Below are 20,463 nucleotides of genomic sequence, written 5' to 3'. Positions count from 1 at the left end.
GACTGATGCAGCACCCTCGCTTCGCGCTGAGGGCGGTGCGCAAACGGGGCAAGAGTATAACGGGACTAGGCTTGCGTCGCGATATGCTAGGGCGGTTTTTCTGTCGGTTTAAGCCCAGCGGAGGCCGCGATTTTTCATGGCCTTGCCTGCTCGTCACCCGAGCACTTGATATCGCTGGGCGAGCCCGCATTGAAAGGAGCTGTGGTTGCTGCCTGCCGCGTCGCCAGCAGCCCGTTGCACGTCTGGAAACACCGCCATAGCGGCTCGAATATGCATGTCTCGAGTCGTCTCGCTATCTGAAGAGGTCGATATGTCGCAGTTCGAATTGGTCACGCGCTTCAAGCCCGCCGGAGACCAGCCTGAAGCCATTCGGCAGATGATCGAAGGCATCGAGGCGGGCTTGTCGCACCAGACGTTGCTCGGTGTAACGGGGTCCGGCAAGACTTTCAGCATTGCCAACGTGATCGCCCACGTGCAGCGCCCCACGCTGGTGCTTGCGCCAAACAAGACGCTGGCAGCCCAGCTCTACGGGGAGTTCAAGGCGTTCTTCCCGAACAATGCGGTTGAGTATTTCGTCTCCTACTACGATTACTACCAGCCGGAAGCTTACGTACCGTCGTCCGATACCTTCATCGAGAAGGATGCGTCGATCAACGACCATATCGAGCAGATGCGTTTATCAGCGACCAAAGCGCTGCTGGAGCGGTCGGACGCGATCATCGTCACCACAGTGTCCTGCATCTACGGTCTGGGTAGCCCTGAGACCTACCTGAAAATGGTGCTCCACATCGATCGAGGCGATCGCTTGGACCAGCGTGAGCTGCTGCGCAGGCTCACCGGGCTGCAGTACACCCGCAATGAAATGGATTTCGCCCGTGCGACCTTTCGCGTGCGTGGCGATGTGATCGACGTTTATCCGGCCGAATCGGACCTGGAAGCGGTGCGCATCGAGCTGTTCGACGACGAGGTTGAAAGCCTGTCCGCCTTCGATCCGCTAACCGGTGAGGTGATCCGCAAGCTTCCGCGGTTCACGTTCTACCCCAAGAGCCACTATGTGACGCCGCGCGAGACCTTGCTGGAGGCCATTGAAAACATAAAGGCGGAGCTCAAGGACCGTCTCGACTTCCTGCGTAGCAATAACAAGCTGGTGGAGGCGCAGCGGCTGGAGCAGCGCACCCGATTCGATCTGGAAATGATCATGGAGCTGGGTTATTGCAACGGCATCGAAAACTACTCGCGCTATCTGTCGGGGCGAGCCTCTGGCGAAGCGCCACCGACCCTCTACGATTACCTGCCGGCCGATGCGTTGCTGGTGATCGACGAGTCCCACGTCAGCGTGCCGCAGGTCGGCGCCATGTACAAAGGCGACCGTTCGCGCAAGGAAACGTTGGTCGAGTACGGGTTTCGGTTGCCATCGGCTCTGGATAATCGGCCGATGCGTTTCGATGAGTGGGAAGCCATAAGCCCGCAGACGATTTTCGTCTCCGCCACTCCGGGGCCCTATGAGGCGGAGCACGCCGGTCGGGTGATCGAGCAGGTGGTGCGGCCCACGGGCTTGGTGGACCCTCAGATCGAGGTGCGTCCGGCCCTGACTCAGGTCGATGACCTGCTCTCGGAAATCAACAAGTGTGTGGTCAAGGAAGAGCGGGTGCTGGTCACGACGCTGACCAAGCGCATGGCTGAAGACCTCACCGACTACCTAGGCGATCATGGCGTGCGGGTGCGTTACCTGCACTCGGACATCGACACCGTGGAGCGGGTTGAGATCATCCGCGACCTGCGCTTGGGTGTGTTCGATGTGTTGGTGGGCATCAACCTGCTGCGCGAAGGTTTGGACATGCCCGAGGTGTCGCTGGTGGCGATCCTTGACGCTGATAAGGAAGGCTTTCTGCGTTCCGAGCGCTCTTTGATCCAGACCATCGGCCGCGCGGCCCGTAACCTCAACGGGCGCGCCATTCTTTACGCCGACAATATGACCGGTTCCATGGAGCGAGCCATTGGCGAAACCGAGCGCCGTCGCAACAAGCAGATCGCCTTCAACGAGGCGCACGGTATCGTTCCGCAGGGAGTTTTCAAGGATGTGAAAGACATTCTCGAAGGCGCCACGGTGCCAGGCTCGCGCAGTAAAAAACGCCGTGGGGAGGCGAAGGCGGCAGAGGAAGCGGCGCGCTACGAAAACGAGCTGCGCTCGCCGAGCGAAATCACCAAGCGAATTCGCCAGCTGGAAGAAAAGATGCTCGCCTACGCGCGCGACCTGGAATTCGAGGCCGCCGCGCAGACTCGCGACGAAATCCACAAGCTGCGTGAGCGTTTGTTGCAGGTTTGACGTCTGGCGCTCAGCGCATGTTCTGGTGTGCACAAGCCTGCACCGCGGTGCAGGCTTGTAGTCCTGCTGCGCCAAGTTTATCTGCCCCTTTCCATGGCGCCGTTGGGTCAGTGCGCCGCGCCACCCTTCATGTTCTCGGGCAGATGACGTGTCAGCAGCACCGCAACCATGCTGACCCCCAAGGCGATGCCGACGAAGTGGAACGCATCGTTGTAGGCCATGATCATGGCTTGCTGATGCACGATCTCGCTGATTCGTCCCAATGCCGCCTGCTCGCTACCCAGCTGTTGGGTCAGTGCAGTCAGGCGTTCAGCCACCGCCGGGTTGTTCGGCACGATGGATTCGCGCAGGTAGTCGAAGTAAACCTTGCCGCGGCTGTCCAGTAGGGTAGCGAGCAGGGCGATGCCGATGGCGCCGCCAAGGTTGCGCAGGATGTTGAACAGGCTGGAGGCGGAGCCTGCATCCTGCGGCTGGATGTAGGCGGTGGCGATCAGGGAGATGGTCACCATGATCATCGGCTGGCCGAGCGCGCGGACGATCTGGATCGGATGGAACTGATCGCCGCCAAAGTCGGGGTTGAGGATACCGGAGGCGAAACTGGATATCCCGAACAGCGCGAATCCCGCGGCACAGAGCAGCTTTGGCGGAATGATCTTCATCAGCTTGGGTACAAGCGGAATCAGGAACAGCTGCGGAATGCCCATCCACATGATCACCTGACCAATCTGCAGTGCGTTGTAGTTCTGAATCTGCGCCAGGTACAGCGGCAGCAGATAGATCGACCCGTAAAGCCCCAGACCCATGCCCAGGCTGGCGATGCTGGTCAGGCCGAAGTTGCGCTCGCGAAGGATGCCGAGGTTGATCAGCGGGTTGGGGCGCGACAGCTGCAGGATCACAAAAAGAATCAGGCTAACCACGGCCACCGAGCCCAGTTGGACGATCAGGGTCGACTCCAGCCAGTCCTTGCGATGGCCTTCCTCGAGAAACACCTGCAGGCAACCCAGCCCCATGGCCAGCGTGACGATGCCTGCGTAGTCCGTGCTCTTGAGCAGCTCCCAGTGCGGCGGCTTCTTTTCCAGGCCGTACAGTAGGCCCGCGATCATCAGCAGGCCGGGCGGCACGTTGATATAGAAGATGTATTCCCAGCCCCAGCTCTCGGTGAGCCAGCCTCCTAAAGTCGGGCCGATCGAGGGCGCAAAGGTCGCCGTGATGGCGAACAGGGCCATGCCCTTGGCACGGTGATGGTCCGGCAGTTTGATCAGCGTAAGGGTGAAGGCCAGCGGAATCAGCGCGCCGCCGGTAAAGCCCTGCATCGCGCGGAACACGATCATGCTCTCGAGGTTCCAGGCGAAGGAGCAGAGCAGGGAGGAGATCAGAAAACCGATCGATACCCAGACCGCCAGCCGGCGTGCCGAGAGCAACTGGACCAGCCAGGCCGTCAGCGGAATCATGATGATTTCCGCGACCAGATAGGACGTCGAAATCCAGGAGCCTTCCTCCAGCGTGGCGGACAACGCGCCTTGGATGTCCTTCAGCGAAGAGTTGGTGATCTGGATATCCAACACCGCCATGAACGCACCCAGCATGGCGCTCATCACGGCAATCCAGTCACGCCGGCTGGGCTCGCCCACCGGCCGGATCAGCGCATCAGCGGCCACGGATATCGATCTTCACATCCACCGACATGCCGGGGCGGATGCGGCCCGTGAGCGGGTTGTCGCTGGCGAAGGTCACTTTGACCGGAATGCGCTGAACCACCTTGGTGAAGTTGCCGGTGGCGTTGTCTGGCGGCAGCAGGCTGAACTGGGCGCCGGAAGCGGGGAACAAGCTTTCGACACGGCCTTCGACAGGTGTATCGGGGTAGCTGTCGAAGGTCAGTTCTGCGCGTTGGCCTTCCTGCATGGAGCCAATCTGGGTTTCCTTGAAGTTGGCCTGTACCCAGATCTCCTTGTCGGGGACGATGGACATCAGGTACGCGCCGACAGGCACATACTGACCGCTGCGCGCCGATCGTTGGCCGACGATGCCGCTGATGGGCGAGCGGATTTCCGTTCGGCCGAGGTTGAGCTCGGCTTGCTCGATGTCGGCTTGAGCACTGGCGATCTGCGCTTGCAAACGCTTGACGTCGGCTTCCAAGGCCTCCACCTGTTGGCGCTGGGCGGCCAGATCCGCTTCAGCCTTTTGTCGCTGGGAGCGGGCGACCTTGGCATCGGCAGAGAGCGTAGTGACGCGTTCTTCCGAGATGAAGCCGGGCTTTCGCAACGCCTCGACGCGCGAAAGGTCCATCTGGCTCCGCTCGAGATTGGCCTGAGCGGCGCCGACCGATGCCTGGCTGGCCGCGATCGTGCTGCTCTGCTGTGCCAGCCGGCTGCGCGCCTGGGCGAGTTCGGCTTCACGGATGGCAAGGGTGGCTCGGGCTTGTTCGAGTGCCAGGCGGAAGTCGCCCGGTTCCAGCGTCACCAACAGGTCTCCGGGCTTCACATGCTGATTGTCCTGAACGTGAAGCTGTTCGATACGGGCAGGAAGCTGGCTGGAAACGCGCGTGATTTCACCTTGCACATAGGCATTGTCGGTGTGCTCGTAGTAACGGCCAACAAAATACCAGTGGGCGAAAAAGGCAGCCGCCACCAGCAGGACCAGGGCAATGAAAATGAACAGTCGGCGTTTCAGCTTGGTGGGCATTTTGTCGCTCTTGGCCGGTAAGTGAGCCGGTCAATCTATCAGTGTTCCGGTTCTGTAATAAGCCGTTACAATCGCTAAACTTTGTTGCGCATAGGGAACAATGGATGGGGCTGGACGACGCGTTGATCTTCACCCGCGTGGTGGAGTGCCACAGTTTTACCCAAGCAGCTACAGGTCTAGGGATGCAGAAATCGACTGTGAGCCGGCGCATCGTCCAGCTCGAAGAACGACTCGGTGTGCGTTTGATCCACCGCACCACAAGGCGTTTGCGCTTGACGGAAGTCGGCCAGGCCTACTACGAGCGCTGTCGGCAGATCATGCTCGACTTTGCCGAGGCTGAGCAGACGGTGATGCAGCTTCAGCAGGCACCGGCAGGTTTGCTGAGAATCACGGCACCTATCGAGGTTGGTCAGTGGATTCTGGGTCGGGTGCTGGGAGAATTCATGCGCCTGTATCCGGATATCAACGCTGAAGTCGAGTTGGCTTCACGGTCTGTCGACCCCGTGGAAGAGGGCGTCGATATCGCCATATCGGTCGGCCAACCGCAGGATTCAACGCTGATCGCGCGCAAACTGTTCGAGACCCGGCGGCGATTTTGCGCAAGCCCGGCGTATCTGGCACAACACGGTGTGCCACTGCAGGTAGAGGATCTGGTTCATCACCGAGCGATCACGCTGTCGCGAGACCCTGTGCGCTACTGGCCGATCACAGAGCAGAACATCACCTGCCACCGCGCCTTGACCTGCAACAACATCACCTTCGCCCGTGAAGCGGCCCTGGCGGGGGCAGGTATCGCAGCATTGCCAACCATGATCACTGATCAGGAGGTGCGTGAGGGGCATCTGGTGGAGCTCTTGCCCGATGTCGTCTTGCCCACCGGAGAAGTCTACGCGGTGTACCCAACGCGTCGGTTCCAGGCGATGAAGGTCAAGGCGTTTCTCGACTTCCTGATGCAATCGCTGCCGGTTGTTGAGGGGCGTCTGGTGGAGCCGGTAGAGGCACGCCTGCTAACATCGCGCCTTTACACGCGCTGACTCAGCCGACCGAGCCGGCTATTGCAGCCGCCGTGTCTTCCTGTGCCTTGATTCGAGAACATCATGACCACCGTTCGCACCCGCATCGCACCATCCCCCACCGGCGATCCACACGTCGGCACCGCTTATATCGCGCTTTTCAATCTCTGCTTCGCACGCCAGCACGGCGGCCAGTTCATTCTGCGCATCGAAGACACGGATCAGCTGCGCTCCACGCGCGAGTCGGAACAACAGATCTATGACGCGCTGCGCTGGTTGGGGATTGAGTGGGACGAGGGCCCGGACGTGGGCGGCCCGCATGGCCCCTATCGGCAGAGCGAGCGCGGCGAGATCTATAAGAAGTATTCCGACGAATTGGTCGCCAAAGGGCATGCCTTTCCGTGTTTCTGCAGTGCAGAGCGTCTGGATCAGGTCCGTGCCGAGCAGATGGCGAACAAGGAAACGCCGCGCTATGACGGCCACTGCATGCACATCCCGGGCGAGGCCTCGCAGCAGCGTATTGCGGCGGGCGAATCGCACGTGATTCGCATGAAGGTGCCGAGCGAGGGCGTGTGCCAGGTCAATGACATGCTGCGCGGTACGGTCGAGATCGGCTGGGATCGCATGGACATGCAGGTGCTGATGAAGGCTGATGGCCTGCCCACGTACTTCCTGGCCAATGTCGTCGACGACCATCTGATGGGCATCACCCATGTGCTACGCGGCGAGGAGTGGCTGCCGTCGGCGCCGAAACTGATCAAGCTGTACGAGTACTTTGGTTGGGAACAGCCGCAGCTCTGCTATATGCCGCTGCTGCGCAACCCGGACAAGAGCAAGCTTTCCAAACGCAAGAATCCGACCTCGGTGACCTTCTACGAGCGCATGGGCTTCATGCCCGAAGCGATGCTCAACTACCTCGGCCGCATGGGGTGGTCGATGCCGGACGAGCGTGAAAAATTCACGCTGGCGGAAATGATCGAGCACTTCGACATCAGTCGTGTCTCTCTGGGCGGGCCGATCTTCGACGTCGAGAAGCTGTCCTGGCTCAATGGCCAGTGGCTGCGTGAGCTACCCGTCGAGCAGTTCGCAGCCGAAGTGCAGAATTGGGCATTCAACCCTGACTACATGATGAAGATTGCGCCCCATGTGCAGCAGCGTGTCGAGACCTTCAGTCAAATTGCGCCATTGGCAGGGTTTTTCTTCTCTGGCGCACTGAATCTCGATCCAGCCTTGTTCGAGCACAAGAAGCTAGACGCCACACGGGTTCGACAGGTGCTGCAATTGACGCTGTGGAAGCTGGAAGCGTTGCGTCAGTGGGACAAAGAGCGCATCACCGAGTGCATTCAGGCGGTTGGGGCGCATCTCGAATTGAAGCTGCGCGATGTCATGCCCTTGATGTTCGCCTCGATCACGGGCCAGGCCAGCTCCGTGTCGGTACTCGACGCCATGGAAATCATCGGGCCAGACCTGACCCGGTTCCGCCTGCGTCAGGCGCTGGAGCTGTTGGGAGGCGCCTCGAAGAAGGAAGTGAAGGAGTGGGAGAAGCTCTTCGCTGCGATGGGCTGACCCGCGCTTGCTTCATGGGCGGCGGTTGGCGCTGCGCCGCAGTTGTCCGCCGCTTGCCACTCGTCGCCGGTAAGTATTTGTTCTGCTGCTGAAAAATCTTCGGGGTCAGGCAAAAATATCGTTGACACTCCGAGAGGCCACACCTAATATGCGCCCCGTCCTCGAGATGGGGCTATAGCTCAGCTGGGAGAGCGCTTGCATGGCATGCAAGAGGTCGACGGTTCGATCCCGTCTAGCTCCACCAATCTCGATTGCCACACCAGTTCACGCTGGTTGCCTTTGAAGGGCTTGCGTCCCCTTCGTCTAGTGGCCTAGGACACCGCCCTTTCACGGCGGTAACAGGGGTTCGAGTCCCCTAGGGGACGCCATTATTAAAATCGCGACGCGAAAGCGAGGCGAGTCGAGAGACGTTAAATCCGGGGCTATAGCTCAGCTGGGAGAGCGCTTGCATGGCATGCAAGAGGTCGACGGTTCGATCCCGTCTAGCTCCACCAATCTCGATTGCCACACCAGTTCACGCTGGTTGCCTTTGAAGGGCTTGCGTCCCCTTCGTCTAGTGGCCTAGGACACCGCCCTTTCACGGCGGTAACAGGGGTTCGAGTCCCCTAGGGGACGCCATTTTTTTTGCCCGGTTTGGGCGTCGAAGGGTCATTTCTCACGAAATGACCCTTTTTGTTTTGCCTGTAATTCAGCGCCGCGTCATCAATCTGAAATGAACCGGCATGCTGAATGGTTCGTCATAGATGTCCGCAGTTCGCGTGACAATCATCCATGCGTGGCTTCCAATAGGCGACACGGCCGCATCGGCGGCGCACTGTACAGCGAGGGTATGCATGATCTGGGACCAGGCCGACGCATTCGTCATCGATATCGAGGTGCAGTCCGAGCATATCGACGAGCTCGGCCACGCTAACAATGCGGTGTATGTGACCTGGCTGGAAACGTGCGCCTGGCGCCATTCACAGAGTCTAGGGCTGGGGTTGGAGGATTATCGCCGTCTGGATCGGGCGATGGCCGTGCTACGGCACGAGATCGACTACCTGGCTGCTGCGTATAAGGGCGATCAATTGCAGCTTGGCACCTGGATCGTGGACTCTGATCAGCGCTTGAAGATGAAGCGTAATTTCCAGTTGATCAGATCGGCAGACCAGGTGACGCTGCTGCGTGCGCAAACCACGTTCGTCTGCATTCAGCTGTCCACCGGCAAGCCTAAACGCATGCCGGGCGAATTTGTCGAGGGGTACGGCAAGGCGTTGGTTCAGCCTTATCCCCTCGAACTCTGATGCCAGTATCGATCAGCGCTGTTCTGGCTTGCTGACATCTGCCTCGCGACGCTCCTCGGCATCGCCGCGCCAGTCGTCCTGCACCTCGTTCTCCATTTTCTGCTCGAGAGTCTTGGGGTCATTCTTGATGTTCGCCGTGTTGGCGCGCTGGTGGTTTTCGTTCATTGCGCTGCCCTGGGCAGTGCTGGATAAGCCAAGGTCGTCATCCTGCGTGGCTTCCTGATTGGCCATGGCGCCGGTTGCAAGCAGACTGGTGAAAAGGGCAGTGGCAATACTCAAGGTCTTCATCGGTAATCCTCCGGGTAGGTTGGAAGTGTTTACTGCTCTACCTCTTAAAATCCGACTCGGTGGCCCGGAAATTGTTCGTGGATAGCCCCGGCCGCCCTGCGTGCAGGCGTTGGCGTCGCCTCTAGCGCAGCGCTTTCGAGCGTCTTACCTCTGGTCGGTTTGCCGTCTGGGTGACTTGATCAGGTGGGTAAATACTTTGATTGAAGAGCAAGCGGCTAAGTTTTCTGGACGAATCTCAGGTCGACGCCTCGCTTATCCGCTCATCCTCGCAATATCCTCGCGGCCGTCCGGATCGGCCATAATGTCGCGCGGCCCGCTTCGCTCTTGATGGCCCCGTCCAGAGGCGCGGCGTTTCAGTCCACTCACGAGTCTCCTACCGTTATTCCGTCCAGAAAAATCATCCATGTCGATTGCGATTGCTTCTATGCCGCGATTGAGATGCGCGACGATCCCAGCCTCGCTAACCGGCCCATCGCGGTCGGCGGCTTGGCTGATCGGCGCGGCGTGATCGCAACCTGCAACTACGAAGCTCGCGCCTACGGCGTGCGCTCGGCGATGGCTTCCGGTCATGCGCTAAAGCTCTGTCCGGATCTGCTGATCGTGCGGCCGCGGATGGATGCCTATAAGGAAGCGTCACGCGAGATCCACGGGATTTTCCGGACGTACACGGATCTCATCGAACCCCTATCGCTTGACGAGGCTTTTCTCGACGTGAGTGGCTGCGAGCATTTTGCCGGCAGTGCCACGCGTATCGCTCAGGACATCCGTCGGCGAGTCTGGCAGCAGCTGCGCATCACGGTTTCGGCTGGTGTTGCGCCGAACAAGTTTCTGGCGAAGATCGCCAGCGATTGGAACAAGCCGGACGGCCTGTTCGTGATTACCCCAGATCAGGTGGACAACTTCGTGCTCGCTCTGCCGGTCACCAAACTCCATGGTGTCGGCCGGGTGACGGCGGAGAAGCTGAAGCGCATGGGCATTCACACCTGCGCTGATCTGCGCAGTTGGAGGCGCCTTGATCTCATTCGGGATTTCGGTTCGTTCGGTGAGCGGCTCTGGGGGCTGGCGCATGGCGTCGACGAGCGCCAGGTTCAGGTCGAGAGCCGGCGCCAGTCGGTCAGTGTCGAGAACACGTACGAACGCGACTTGCCGGACCTCGCCGCCTGCCTTGAGTGCCTCCCGGAGCTGCTCGAGCAGCTCGCCGGCAGAATGGCCCGACTCGATAGTGGCTACCGGCCCGGGAAGCCTTTCGTGAAGCTGAAGTTCCATGACTTCACCCAGACGACCCTCGAACAGTCCGGTGCGGGACTGGAGCTTGAAGACTATGCCGACCTTCTGGCGGGTGCATTTGCCCGTGGCAAGCGACCGGTGCGGCTGATTGGCGTCGGGGTTCGTCTGATCGACCTGCGCAGCGGTTTCGAGCAGTTGCGGTTGTTTTAGGTCACCACCCGTCGGCCAATCGTCTCTGTAAAATTTCATCCTGCTTTCTGGTACGCCTGTTGCTGCAGGCGTAGCGGTCGCCCATATGGCGCAAGTTTCTTGACGCGCTTCAGTGATGAAGAGGCGCCGGAGACGGTGATTGGACCGGGCGACGCATTTTGTTAGGCTTCCCGTGGTAAAGGTGGCAATCTGATTTCAGGCTGGGTGAGTGTGTTCCGTCTCGTGTTTACAGTTGTGCAAGTCGCGAAGCGGCAGGAGTGCCTTCCCTGATGGGGCTATTTTTCAAGCGTCGCAAAGCCGCTGCAGCTGGGCTGCTGGGCCTAGAATTCGCGCCGCAAGGCGTCGCGCTCGCGCAGGTCCAGCGGGCTGACGGCGATGCACCGCAATTGCTGCGTTGCGACTACCTCGAAGGTCAGCCGGAGGCACAAGCCGAGCTGCTCAGGCAAGTCGTTGCCGACCATGGACTGAGCGGTATGCCAGTCAATCTCCTGCTCCATCCTTCGGCTTATCAGATGTTCCTGCTGGAAGCGCCAGATGTTCCGGCCGAAGAGCTGCGCGACGCCATGCGCTGGCGCGTCAAGGATCTGCTCAGCGAACCGCTTGAAGACGTTGTCATCGATTGTTTTAGCCTCCCTGAAGATGCCTACCGTGGCCGCACGCGCATGGTTTATTGCCTAGTACTGAAAAAGTCCCAGATGAACGAGTTTAGCTCGCTCGTTCAGCAGGCCGGCCTGACTCTCGCAAGCATCGACATCACCGAGATGGCCTTTCGCAACCTCGGGCTGCTGGCGGGTGCCGATGCCATCAATCTGGCGCTTTTGCGCCTGCGCACCAGTGAAGGCTTGATCAGTGTGCAGAATGGCGCCTATCTGTACATGGCGCGGCGTATCGAACACGGGCTGGCGCGTGCCGAGCAGGACCTGTCCAGCACGACGCTGGAAATCCAACGCTCGCTCGATTACTACGAAAGCCAGCTGGGTAAAGGCTACATCAGCCGCCTGCTGCTGCTGCCGATGAAACAGGACGGTGAGCGGACCCATCAGGCGCTGGCGGCCGGGTTGGCAGTCAATCTGCAACGGATGGACCTGCGCGAGCTGTTCCCGGGGCAACCGGCGGCTGACCTCTCCGAATCGAGTCAGGCCTTCTGTATCGGCGCGGTCGGCGCCGCCCTGCGTCAGGATGCAGGCTGATGCAGAACATCAACCTCTATCAACGCGAACGCCGTAGCGGCGGCGGGCCACGACCCGGGCAAATGCTGCTTGGCGCTGTACTGGTTATCGCAGTGCTGGCAATCCATGGCGCATGGCAGGGTTGGCAGCTGCATACCGCTGGCCAAGCGGCCATGCGAGCTGAACAACAGGCCGCGCAGTCAGAGACCCGGTTAGATGTAGTCAAGGCGGATTTTCGCGAGCCGACACTCGACCCGCAGCTCCCGCTGCAGCTGGCCGAACGTGAAGCCGAGAACCGCGAACTGCAACGACTGGCCGACCACCTTAAAACGCTCGATGCGCAGCGCAGCAGCGGCTTCTCGGCGTTGCTGCAGGGTTTGGCTGATCGCCACCCGCCGCAGGGGCTGTGGCTGACAAAGATTCGCCTCCAGGCGGGCGGGGATGAGATGGCGCTGCTGGGGCTGACGCAGGATCAGGAACTTCTTCCGCTCTATTTGCAGAGTCTGGGCCAGAGCAGCGCGTTCAGCGGGCGAGCGTTTGCCCGGTTCGAGATTCAGCGCGACGACAGTGATCTGCTGCAATTCCGCTTGTCCTCGCAAGCCGTGACGGAGCAGAACGATGAATAAGCTCATCCAGCATTGGCAGGCCCTGGCGCCGCGTGAGCAATGGTTGACCTACGGCGTCGGGTTGGCACTGCTGATCGTGTTCTACGTGTTGCTAGTCGCCGAGCCGCTGGGCTTGCGCATCGCGGCCGAAGGCAGTCGGCAACAGGACGCGCAGACCCGTCTCCTCGCGGCCGACAACAGCTTGCTGGAAATCCAGGCCAAGCTCGCGGCTGATCCGAACCTGAGCTACCGCCAGGCCTTGGCGGTCGCCCAGACCAGCCACGACAACCTGTTGCAGCGCATCGATCTGGAAACCAGCACGCTGATATCGCCGGCACGAATGAAGGCGCTGCTGCAGGATCTGTTGCGCAACCAGGTCAAGTTGAAACTGGTCGCCCTGCAGAGTTCGAGCGGGCCCCTTGCTGTGCCTTCTGCTGTGACAGCCGATAACAAAGAACAGAAGACGCCGCCGGTGGTGTTCTACCGTCACGGCCTGCGCCTGACGCTGGAAGGTGGCTATTTCGATCTGCTGGCCTATCTCAACGCGATTCAGGCAAGTGGCTGGCGCTTGCATTGGGACAGCCTGAAATACGAAGTGGGCGAGGAGGGCGCCAGCCGGGCTCGCGTCATCCTCGACTTGCATACCTTGAGTCGCGATGCGGGGTGGGTTGGTGTTTAAGTCTGCAGTCAACTCGATCTGCCTGGCCGCGCTGTGTTTCACGGCGCCGGTCTTGGCCCTTGATCCTACCCAGCCGCCGCCCGGGCGGGTTGCTGGCGATGCACCCGCAGAGGCTACGGCCGACTTGCATCTGCAGGCGATCCTGCGAGGTCCTGGGCGCGCCAGTGCCGTGATCAACGGAAACATCCTGCGGGTTGGAGACCGAGTGGGGGAGGCGCGCATCCTCGCAGTCCACCGGCACGCCGTCGTAATCGATCGCCAGGGTCAGCAGCAAGAACTGCGCCTGAGCGCCCCCCTCATTCAAACGAGCCGTACCCAGCCATGATGCCGATCCAGATGTCTCGCTTCGGCGTGTTGAGCCTGTTCTGCCTGCTGTCTGCCTGTCAGACCTTTGAAGACGGCGACAAACGCCTGTACGAGCAGAGCAATCGACTGTTCGAGGAAAGCCTGGAACAGAATCAGCTGAAGGTTGTGCCTCCGGTTTCGGTACAGGCCGGTCTGATACCGCCGCTGGCAGCCGACAACCTGGTCGTGTCGGGGCCTCGGTTCGATGTGGCCGTCAGCGACATGCCGGCCCGCGAATTTTTTCTGAGCCTGATGGAAAGCGCTGGGGAGAATCTGCTGGTGCATCCCGGGGTGACCGGCAACGTGACCTTCAGCCTGCGTGACGTGACCCTCGAAGAAACACTGTCGGCGGTACGGGATAGCTACGGCTACGATTACCGCCGCACTGCCTACGGCTATCAGATCCAGCCCAATCAGGCGATCACGCGCACCTACGATCTGGACTACCTGAACGTCCAGCGCCAAGGCATGACCGATACCCGCGTGAGTTCCGGCCAGGTCACCAGCAGCGACAGTACCGGTGTGGGCGCGGCAGGCACCACGACCAGCAGCACCTCCTCGACCGTGAACGCCAGCCAGTTGCTGACCACCAGCAACGTAGACTTCTGGAGTGAAGTACGCGCGGTGATCGAAATGATGATCGGCGGCGAAGAGGGTAATCAGGTCGTGGTCAATCCGCAAAGCGGATTGCTCGTGGTACGCGCCTCCAGCGCAGACCAGCAGGCGGTGGAACGTTTTCTTGCCCTGGCGCAGCGCAACCTGCAGCGTCAGGTCATCCTCGAAACCAAGATTCTTGAAGTGAATCTGTCCGATGGCTTTCAGTCCGGGATCAACTGGGCGCAGCTCGGCAGCATGGGCAACGCCGATTTCAGCCTCGGCGTGCAAGGCGACACCCTGAGCGGACCGAACAGTGTTGGCGGTGTGTTCAGTGCCGCTGTGCAGGTCGGCGATTTCAGCGGTGTGCTGCAGCTATTGGAGACCCAGGGTGAAGTGCGGGTGCTGTCCAGTCCGCGGATTTCGACCCTGAACAACCAGAAAGCGGTCATCAAGGTCGGGACCGACGAATTCTTCGTGACTGATGTCTCGACCACCACCACTTCCCTGGTGGGCGGCACCACCGCGCCAGATCTGGACATCACCCTCACTCCCTTCTTCTCCGGCATCTCGCTGGACGTCACCCCGCAGATCGATGAAAGCGGCCAGGTCACGCTGCATGTGCGGCCTACTGTCAGCCGCGTGCAGGACCAGAACAAGAGCATCCAGTTGGGCGGCTCGGACAACGTCTTCAATCTGCCGCTGGCACTCTCGACCACGCGTCAGTCCGACTCCATCGTGCGCGCTCGCAGCGGTCAGGTTGTAGTGATCGGCGGCCTCTTGGAAAACCGAAACACCAATACCGACGCGAACATTCCTTGGGCATCGAAGCTGCCAATAGTCGGCACGCTGTTTCAGCAGCAGCGCAAAGCCTTGCTGCAGACCGAGCTGGTGATCCTCATGCGGCCACAGGTGGTGGACGATCAGGTCTGGCTGGATGACCTGCGCAAATCCGCCGAATCCTTCCGGTCGACCAGGTAACGGCCGGTATGTACGAAGCATTTTTCGGCCTGCGCGAGAAGCCCTTCGCGCTGACGCCGAACACAGGCTTCATGGTCCAGTTGGCGCCGTACCAGGCCTGCCTCAATCTGCTGCGCGTGGCACTGGGCGAAGGCGAAGGCTTCATCAAGGTCACCGGGGAAGTGGGCACGGGCAAGACGCTGCTGTGCCGCGCGTTGCTCAACGAACTGGACGCTGCTCAATACCAGGTCGCCTGGCTGCCGAATCCGACGTTGACGCCGATGGCCTTGCGCCAGGCGCTGGCGCAAGAGCTACATATAGCCGAGGCGGCGGAGCTGGATAATCACGGCTTGCTCACCGCGCTCCATGCGCGCCTGATCCAGCTGGCCGGGCAGGGCAAGAGCACCGTCTTGCTGATCGACGAAGCCCAGGCGCTGCCGACAGCGACGCTGGAAGCGTTGCGCCTGCTGACCAACCTCGAGACCGAACACCGCAAGCTGCTGCAAGTGGTGCTGTTCGGTCAGCCGGAATTGGACGCGACGCTGGCCCGTGAAGACTTTCGCCAGCTGCGTCAGCGCATCACCTTTTCCTATAGCCTGCGACCGCTGGATGTCAGCGATGCTACCCGCTACCTGCAGGAACGCCTGGCCGTGGCCGGCTACCGTGGCGAGCCGTTGTTCAAAGCTGCGGCGGTACGTTTGCTGGTGCGCGGCAGTGGCGGCATTCCACGCTTGCTTAACATTCTGGCGAACAAGTGCCTGATGGTGGCGTTCGGCGAAGGGGCTCGTCAGGTCCTGGCCCGCCATGTCCGTCGGGCGCTGGACGACACCGAAGGGGCAAAGCCGTTCTGGCGAAGCGCCTCGAGACTGTTTGGTTGGAAGATCGCTGCTGGCGGCTTGTCACTGGCGCTGATCGTCGGTGCCTGGCCCTGGCTGTCGCACCTCGCGGAGGTGCTGCCGTGAGCCTGGTCAACGACATGTTGCGGGATCTGGAGACACGCCGCGCCGCGCCGGCCGAGCGTGAGCAACTGGGCAGCCTTTACGCCGTGGACGAGGCCGGTGCGGCAAGGCGTGAGCGCTATCGGCGCATGCGTCGTGGCTTGCTGGTCGCTGGGGCCCTCGTGGTAGCGGCCGTTGGGCTGTTCCTGCTTTCAGAACGCCTGCAGCCGGTTGCCCAGCCCCCCGTCGTCTCAGCCCCTGTTGCCCCGGCATTGATCGAAGAGGTGGCACCGCCGCCAGAGGTTGTCGCTGCGACGCGGCTGCTGGATGTGTTGCCGCAAAACGACGGGCGGCGTTTCGTTCTGCAACTGCTGCTTGATCGATCCGTCAGCTATCAGCGCGTCGATACGACCGGATCGGTCAACTTCCGGCTCAACGATGTGCAGTTCACAGGCGAGCCACGCACCGGGCGCATCGAAAAAGCCGGGCAGACCCTCTCATGGCGCGTCGAGCCGCAGGACGGCGATGTCAATGTGCTGATCATCGGTTTCGGCGACCAGTTGAACGTCGCTGATCGCCTCGAATCGATGGGTGAACGCTCGCAGCTCTGGCTCGATGTGTCGCTTGGCAGCATCGCTGAAGCCGACCCGCAGACCCTGTCGCTGCCAGTTGCCGAATCGCCGGATATGGACGAGGAATTGCCGGACTGGGTGACCCGTGAAGTCGAGCCGGCTGAGACGCTCAACGAGCCGGCCCGCGCCAAGCCGTCCCCTGAGCCCAAGGCTATGCTCCGCGCTGCAGTTGCAGCAGAGCCCGTTGCTCCCTCAGCGAAAGCAAATCTCACCATCGGTGCGCATCAGCCCGATCCCCTCGCGCAAGCCCGCAGCGCCCTGGATCGCGGTGATCATCTAACGGCTATTCAACAATTGCAGGCACTGCATCAAGCACAACCTGACAACCCTGAGATCAGCCGCTGGCTGGCTCGTGCGTACCTCAGTGCCGGCGACACTGCCGCATTGCTCAAGTGGCTGCCGGACCAGCTGCAGGCGCGTCCGTTCGATGCCGAGCTGCGCGAGCTGCTCGCGCGCGGCCAGCTACAGCTCGGGGATCAAGGCGCAGCCATCGCGACGCTGCAGCAGAACGCGCCGCCACTGCAGCGTCACACGGCGTATCACGCGCTGCTGGCTGCGCTCTACCAGCAGGTCAACGACTGGTCCGCAAGCGCTGCGACCTACCGCCAGCTGATCGCGGTTCAACCCGGACACGGCGCTTGGCAGCTCGGCTTGGCTATCGCGCTGGAACAACTCGATCAGCCGGCGCAGGCCGGCCGGCATTACCGGCTCGCTCTGCAAGGGCAGGGGCTGGATGAAAGCGCGCGTCGGTTCGCCACCGAACGCGCCGGTTCACTCGGAGGCACGCAATGACTCAGGATATCCGCCAGCGCAAGATTCGCCTCGGCGATCTCCTGGTCCAGGCCGGGCTGATCAGTGACGCTCAGTTGCAGCTCGCGCTTCAGGACCAGAAGCGGACCGGCTCCAAGCTGGGTCGCACGGTGCTGGACCTTGGCTTTATCGATGAAGGCCGCCTGCTCAGGGCTCTGTCTGAGCAGTTGCAGATTCCCTTCGTCGAGCTCAAACACTACAAATTCGACAATCAGCTGACGCAGAGCCTGCCCGAGGCGGTGGCGCGACGTTTCCGCGTGATCGTGCTGTCGCGCCAGACAGAGGGCGTGCTGGTCGGCATGACCGATCCACTCGACCTGTTCGCCCAGGACGAGATGGAGCGCATGCTGGGCAAGCGGGTATTCCCGGCCGTGGTGCGCGAAAGCGAGTTGTTAGGCGCGCTCGACCAGCTCTACCGCCGCACCAGTGAAATCGCCTCGCTGGCCGGTGAGCTGGAAGGCGAACTGCAGGAGAGCGATTTCGACCTCTCGCGCCTTGGTGCCGAAAGCAACAGTGACGCACCCGTGGTGCGGCTGCTGCAGACGCTGTTCGAAGATGCCGTGCAGATGAAGGCGTCGGACATCCATATCGAACCCGACGAAGGCGTGGTGCGGATCCGTCAGCGTATCGATGGCGTGCTCAATGAGCAGGTGATGAAGGAGCACCGCGTCGCCTCGGCGCTGGTCATGCGGCTGAAGATCATGTCCGGTCTGGATATCTCCGAAAAGCGCCTGCCGCAGGACGGCCGCTTCAATATCCGGGTCAAGAACCGCAACCTCGATGTGCGGGTCTCGACCATGCCCGTGCAATTCGGTGAGTCGGTGGTGATGCGCCTGCTCGACCAGAGCGGGGCGATGTTCCAACTCGATGGCACCGGCATGCCGGTAGCGATGCTCGAACGCTTCCGTCGCTTGCTGCAACGTCCGCACGGCATGGTGCTGGTCACCGGCCCGACTGGCTCGGGCAAAACCACCACGCTCTACGCCGGCCTGTCGGAGCTGAATAGCCCGGAAAAGAAGATCATCACCGTCGAGGACCCGGTGGAATACCGCCTGCCACGGATCAACCAGGTGCAGGTCAACGCCAAGATCGAACTGACCTTTGCCCGTGTGTTGCGTGCCGCGCTGCGTCAGGACCCGGACATCGTCCTGGTCGGCGAGATCCGAGACCAGGAAACCGCCGAGATCGGCCTGCGCGCGGCGCTGACCGGCCACCTTGTGCTGTCGACGCTGCACACCAACGACGCCTTGACCTCGGCCATGCGCCTGATCGACATGGGCGTGGAGCCCTTCCTCGTCGCCACGGCGCTCAACGCGGTGCTGGCCCAGCGCCTGATTCGCCGCGTCTGCGAGAACTGCCAGGAAGACCACCAGCCGGATCCGCGCCAGCTGGTTTGGCTGGAGACGCTGCACGGTGGCTCGCTGGCTGACAAACGATTCCGTCGCGGCAGCGGCTGCCACCAGTGCCACAACAGTGGGTACAGCGGCCGGATTGGCGTCTACGAGCTGCTCGAACTCGACGAGCCGATGATCGCCGCGCTGCGGCGGGGTGATCCGCAAGGTTTTGCCGAGGCGGCACGCCAGCAACCGCACTACCGACCACTGGCCGAATGCGCGCTGGATTACGCCATCGCCGGCATCACCAGCGTAGATGAAGTGCTCAAGGTCTGCGCGACCCTCGCGGATGACGAGGTGAGCGCGTGATTGCCGTGCTCGCACCACTCTGCACCGCTCCTGTAGGAACCCGCTTGCTGGCGAACCCGGGATGCTCGACGGAGCACCGCTTTCGCGATCGAGCTCGCGCCTACGGACGCTTGAACGGCTCGCGGGTCGTGGCTGGCACCCTGCTTTCGGCACTCCGATTTGCCGGAGCGTTCAGCTGATGCCTGCCTTCCGCTACACCGGCCGCAATGCCCAGGGCGTGAAGGTCAGCGGAGCGCTCGAGGGCACCAGCGCCGACTCCGTGGCGGGCGAGCTGCTGTCACGGCAAATTACACCGCTGACCATCGAAGCCAGCGAGAGCCAAGCGGGTAGCAGTGATGCGTTGGCGATGCTGCGCGAAAAGCTGCGCCGCAAGCGCGTCGATCTTGATGAGCTGATCATCTTCAGCCGCCAGATGTACAGCCTGAGCAAAGCGGGTGTGCCGATCATCCGCGCCATTGGCGGTCTGGCCGAGTCGAACCGAAACCTGTTCTTCCGTCAGATCCTGCAGGACGTGCGCGCCAGCCTGGAAAGCGGCCAGTCGATGGCCGTGGCGCTAAATGCTCACCCCAAGGTATTCAACAACCTGTTCGTCAGCATGGTCAGCGTCGGCGAGAACACCGGCCAGCTCGATCAGGCGTTCAGGCAACTGGCGGCCTATCTCGAGCTGGAACGCGAAACCCGCAAGCGCATCAAGCAGGCCACGCGCTACCCGATCTTCGTCATGGTCGCGATGGGCGTCGCGCTGGCGGTGATCAACCTCCTGGTAATCCCCGCGTTCGCCAAGGTGTTCGCCCAGTTTCACGCCCAGCTGCCCTGGGCCACCCGCGTGCTTATCGGCACCTCCAACTTCATGCGCGACTACTGGTGGCTGTTGCTTCTGGGCATCGTTGGCGGACTTTACGCCTTCTTCAAATGGATCGAGACCGACCCAGGTCAACTCAAGTGGGACCGGATCAAGTTACGGTTGCCCATTGTCGGCGGCATCTTCGAACGCATCGCGCTGGCGCGCTTCACCCGCACCTTCGCGATGATGTACCGCGCCGGTGTGCCGTTGCTGCAGACCCTCTCGATCAACAGCGCCAGCGTCGGCAACCAGCATATCGGCCAGGCGATTCTCGGCATCCGCGAAAGCGTCGAACGCGGCGAAGCGCTGACTCGCTCTGCCCACAACTCCGGCTTATTCACTCCGTTGGTCCTGCAGATGATGGCCGTCGGTGAAGAAACCGGCGCGCTGGACGACCTCTTTATCGAAGTCGCCGACTTCTACGAACAGGAGGTCGACTACGACCTCAAGCAATTGGCGGATGCCATCGAACCGATTCTCATCGTCTGCATGGGCGTGATGGTGCTGGTATTGGCGCTGGGCGTTTTTCTGCCGATGTGGGAGCTGGGTAGTGCAGCGCAGGGGAGGGGGTAAGACAACTGGCCGGGAG

Annotated in this window: 17 protein-coding genes and 4 tRNA genes; 18 read left to right on the top strand and 3 right to left on the bottom strand. The window is 61.4% G+C overall.

All coding sequences use genetic code 11. The features are described from left to right. The first annotated feature begins 310 nt into the window (after positions 1–310). The gene (uvrB, locus tag AAGW23_RS03645; protein WP_342405009.1) at positions 311–2,326 is read left to right on the top strand and encodes an excinuclease ABC subunit UvrB; all 2,016 of its coding nucleotides are present in this window, start codon (positions 311–313) and stop codon (positions 2,324–2,326) included. Positions 2,327–2,433: 107 nt separating this feature from the next. Here uvrB and AAGW23_RS03640 read toward each other — a convergent pair whose 3' ends face one another. Both AAGW23_RS03640 and AAGW23_RS03635 read right to left on the bottom strand, forming a co-directional pair. After that, the gene (locus AAGW23_RS03640) at positions 2,434–3,984 is read right to left on the bottom strand and encodes an MDR family MFS transporter (RefSeq protein ID WP_342405008.1); all 1,551 of its coding nucleotides are present in this window, start codon (positions 3,982–3,984) and stop codon (positions 2,434–2,436) included. Further along, positions 3,974–5,008 (bottom strand): HlyD family secretion protein, encoded by a 1,035-nt coding sequence (locus tag AAGW23_RS03635; protein ID WP_342405007.1) that lies wholly within the window; start codon positions 5,006–5,008, stop codon positions 3,974–3,976. The genes AAGW23_RS03640 and AAGW23_RS03635 overlap by 11 nt, the downstream gene beginning before the upstream one ends. 104 nt (positions 5,009–5,112) lie before the next feature. Here AAGW23_RS03635 and AAGW23_RS03630 point away from each other — a divergent pair, with 104 nt between their 5' ends. From AAGW23_RS03630 to AAGW23_RS03600, 7 genes are all read left to right on the top strand, one after another. Beyond that, positions 5,113–6,042 (top strand): LysR family transcriptional regulator, encoded by a 930-nt coding sequence (locus tag AAGW23_RS03630; RefSeq protein ID WP_342405006.1) that lies wholly within the window; start codon positions 5,113–5,115, stop codon positions 6,040–6,042. 63 nt (positions 6,043–6,105) lie between these two features. Beyond that, complete coding sequence (gene gltX / locus AAGW23_RS03625) at positions 6,106–7,587, top strand: glutamate--tRNA ligase (RefSeq protein ID WP_342405004.1); 1,482 nt, start codon at positions 6,106–6,108, stop codon at positions 7,585–7,587. Between the two features lie 168 nt (positions 7,588–7,755). Then, a tRNA-Ala gene (locus tag AAGW23_RS03620) sits at positions 7,756–7,831 on the top strand. A gap of 48 nt (positions 7,832–7,879) precedes the next feature. Next, positions 7,880–7,955 (top strand) — tRNA-Glu (locus AAGW23_RS03615). Positions 7,956–8,005: 50 nt separating this feature from the next. Further along, positions 8,006–8,081, top strand: a tRNA-Ala gene (locus AAGW23_RS03610). A 48-nt stretch (positions 8,082–8,129) separates the two neighbouring features. Further along, positions 8,130–8,205 (top strand) — tRNA-Glu (locus AAGW23_RS03605). A 215-nt stretch (positions 8,206–8,420) separates the two neighbouring features. Further along, positions 8,421–8,870: a thioesterase family protein gene (locus tag AAGW23_RS03600; RefSeq protein ID WP_342405003.1), complete on the top strand. Its 450-nt coding sequence runs from the start codon at positions 8,421–8,423 to the stop codon at positions 8,868–8,870. 12 nt (positions 8,871–8,882) lie between these two features. Here the strand turns inward: AAGW23_RS03600 and AAGW23_RS03595 are convergent, their stop codons facing one another. Continuing rightward, on the bottom strand, positions 8,883–9,158 hold the full coding sequence (locus AAGW23_RS03595; RefSeq protein WP_342405002.1) for a hypothetical protein: 276 nt from the start codon (positions 9,156–9,158) through the stop codon (positions 8,883–8,885). Between the two features lie 381 nt (positions 9,159–9,539). On the opposite strand from AAGW23_RS03595, the gene dinB reads away from it, so the two are divergent. From dinB to AAGW23_RS03545, 10 genes are all read left to right on the top strand, one after another. Next, positions 9,540–10,595 carry a DNA polymerase IV gene (dinB, locus tag AAGW23_RS03590; RefSeq protein ID WP_342405490.1) on the top strand — a complete coding sequence of 352 codons (1,056 nt, stop codon included), beginning with the start codon at positions 9,540–9,542 and terminating at the stop codon, positions 10,593–10,595. Positions 10,596–10,864: 269 nt separating this feature from the next. Next, positions 10,865–11,785 (top strand): MSHA biogenesis protein MshI, encoded by a 921-nt coding sequence (gene pilM / locus AAGW23_RS03585; protein WP_342405001.1) that lies wholly within the window; start codon positions 10,865–10,867, stop codon positions 11,783–11,785. Then, positions 11,785–12,390, top strand: a complete 606-nt coding sequence (locus AAGW23_RS03580) for a PilN domain-containing protein (protein WP_342405000.1) — start codon at positions 11,785–11,787, stop codon at positions 12,388–12,390. The genes pilM and AAGW23_RS03580 overlap by 1 nt, the downstream gene beginning before the upstream one ends. Continuing rightward, positions 12,383–13,048, top strand: a complete 666-nt coding sequence (gene gspM / locus AAGW23_RS03575; RefSeq protein ID WP_342404999.1) for a type II secretion system protein GspM — start codon at positions 12,383–12,385, stop codon at positions 13,046–13,048. Before AAGW23_RS03580 ends, gspM begins: the two co-directional genes overlap by 8 nt. Further along, positions 13,041–13,373 carry a Type II secretory pathway component gene (locus AAGW23_RS03570; protein WP_342404998.1) on the top strand — a complete coding sequence of 111 codons (333 nt, stop codon included), beginning with the start codon at positions 13,041–13,043 and terminating at the stop codon, positions 13,371–13,373. Before gspM ends, AAGW23_RS03570 begins: the two co-directional genes overlap by 8 nt. After that, entirely contained in the window at positions 13,370–14,968 is a 1,599-nt protein-coding gene (gene mshL / locus AAGW23_RS03565) for a pilus (MSHA type) biogenesis protein MshL (RefSeq protein WP_342404997.1), read from the top strand. The genes AAGW23_RS03570 and mshL overlap by 4 nt, the downstream gene beginning before the upstream one ends. A gap of 8 nt (positions 14,969–14,976) precedes the next feature. After that, positions 14,977–15,909 (top strand): ExeA family protein, encoded by a 933-nt coding sequence (locus AAGW23_RS03560; protein WP_342404996.1) that lies wholly within the window; start codon positions 14,977–14,979, stop codon positions 15,907–15,909. Continuing rightward, the gene (locus AAGW23_RS03555; RefSeq protein WP_342404995.1) at positions 15,906–17,309 is read left to right on the top strand and encodes a tetratricopeptide repeat protein; all 1,404 of its coding nucleotides are present in this window, start codon (positions 15,906–15,908) and stop codon (positions 17,307–17,309) included. The genes AAGW23_RS03560 and AAGW23_RS03555 overlap by 4 nt, the downstream gene beginning before the upstream one ends. Continuing rightward, positions 17,306–19,030 (top strand): GspE/PulE family protein, encoded by a 1,725-nt coding sequence (locus tag AAGW23_RS03550; protein ID WP_342404994.1) that lies wholly within the window; start codon positions 17,306–17,308, stop codon positions 19,028–19,030. Before AAGW23_RS03555 ends, AAGW23_RS03550 begins: the two co-directional genes overlap by 4 nt. Before the next feature lie 178 nt (positions 19,031–19,208). Continuing rightward, positions 19,209–20,447, top strand: coding sequence for a type II secretion system F family protein (locus tag AAGW23_RS03545; protein WP_342404993.1), 1,239 nt, complete (start codon positions 19,209–19,211; stop codon positions 20,445–20,447). Positions 20,448–20,463 lie beyond the last annotated feature (16 nt).

The organism is Stutzerimonas chloritidismutans, assembly GCF_038562055.1.
Classification (GTDB): Bacteria; Pseudomonadota; Gammaproteobacteria; order Pseudomonadales; family Pseudomonadaceae; genus Stutzerimonas; species Stutzerimonas chloritidismutans_A.
Note: the sequence above shows the minus strand (reverse complement) of the source record. Positions and strands in the feature narration are given on the sequence as shown.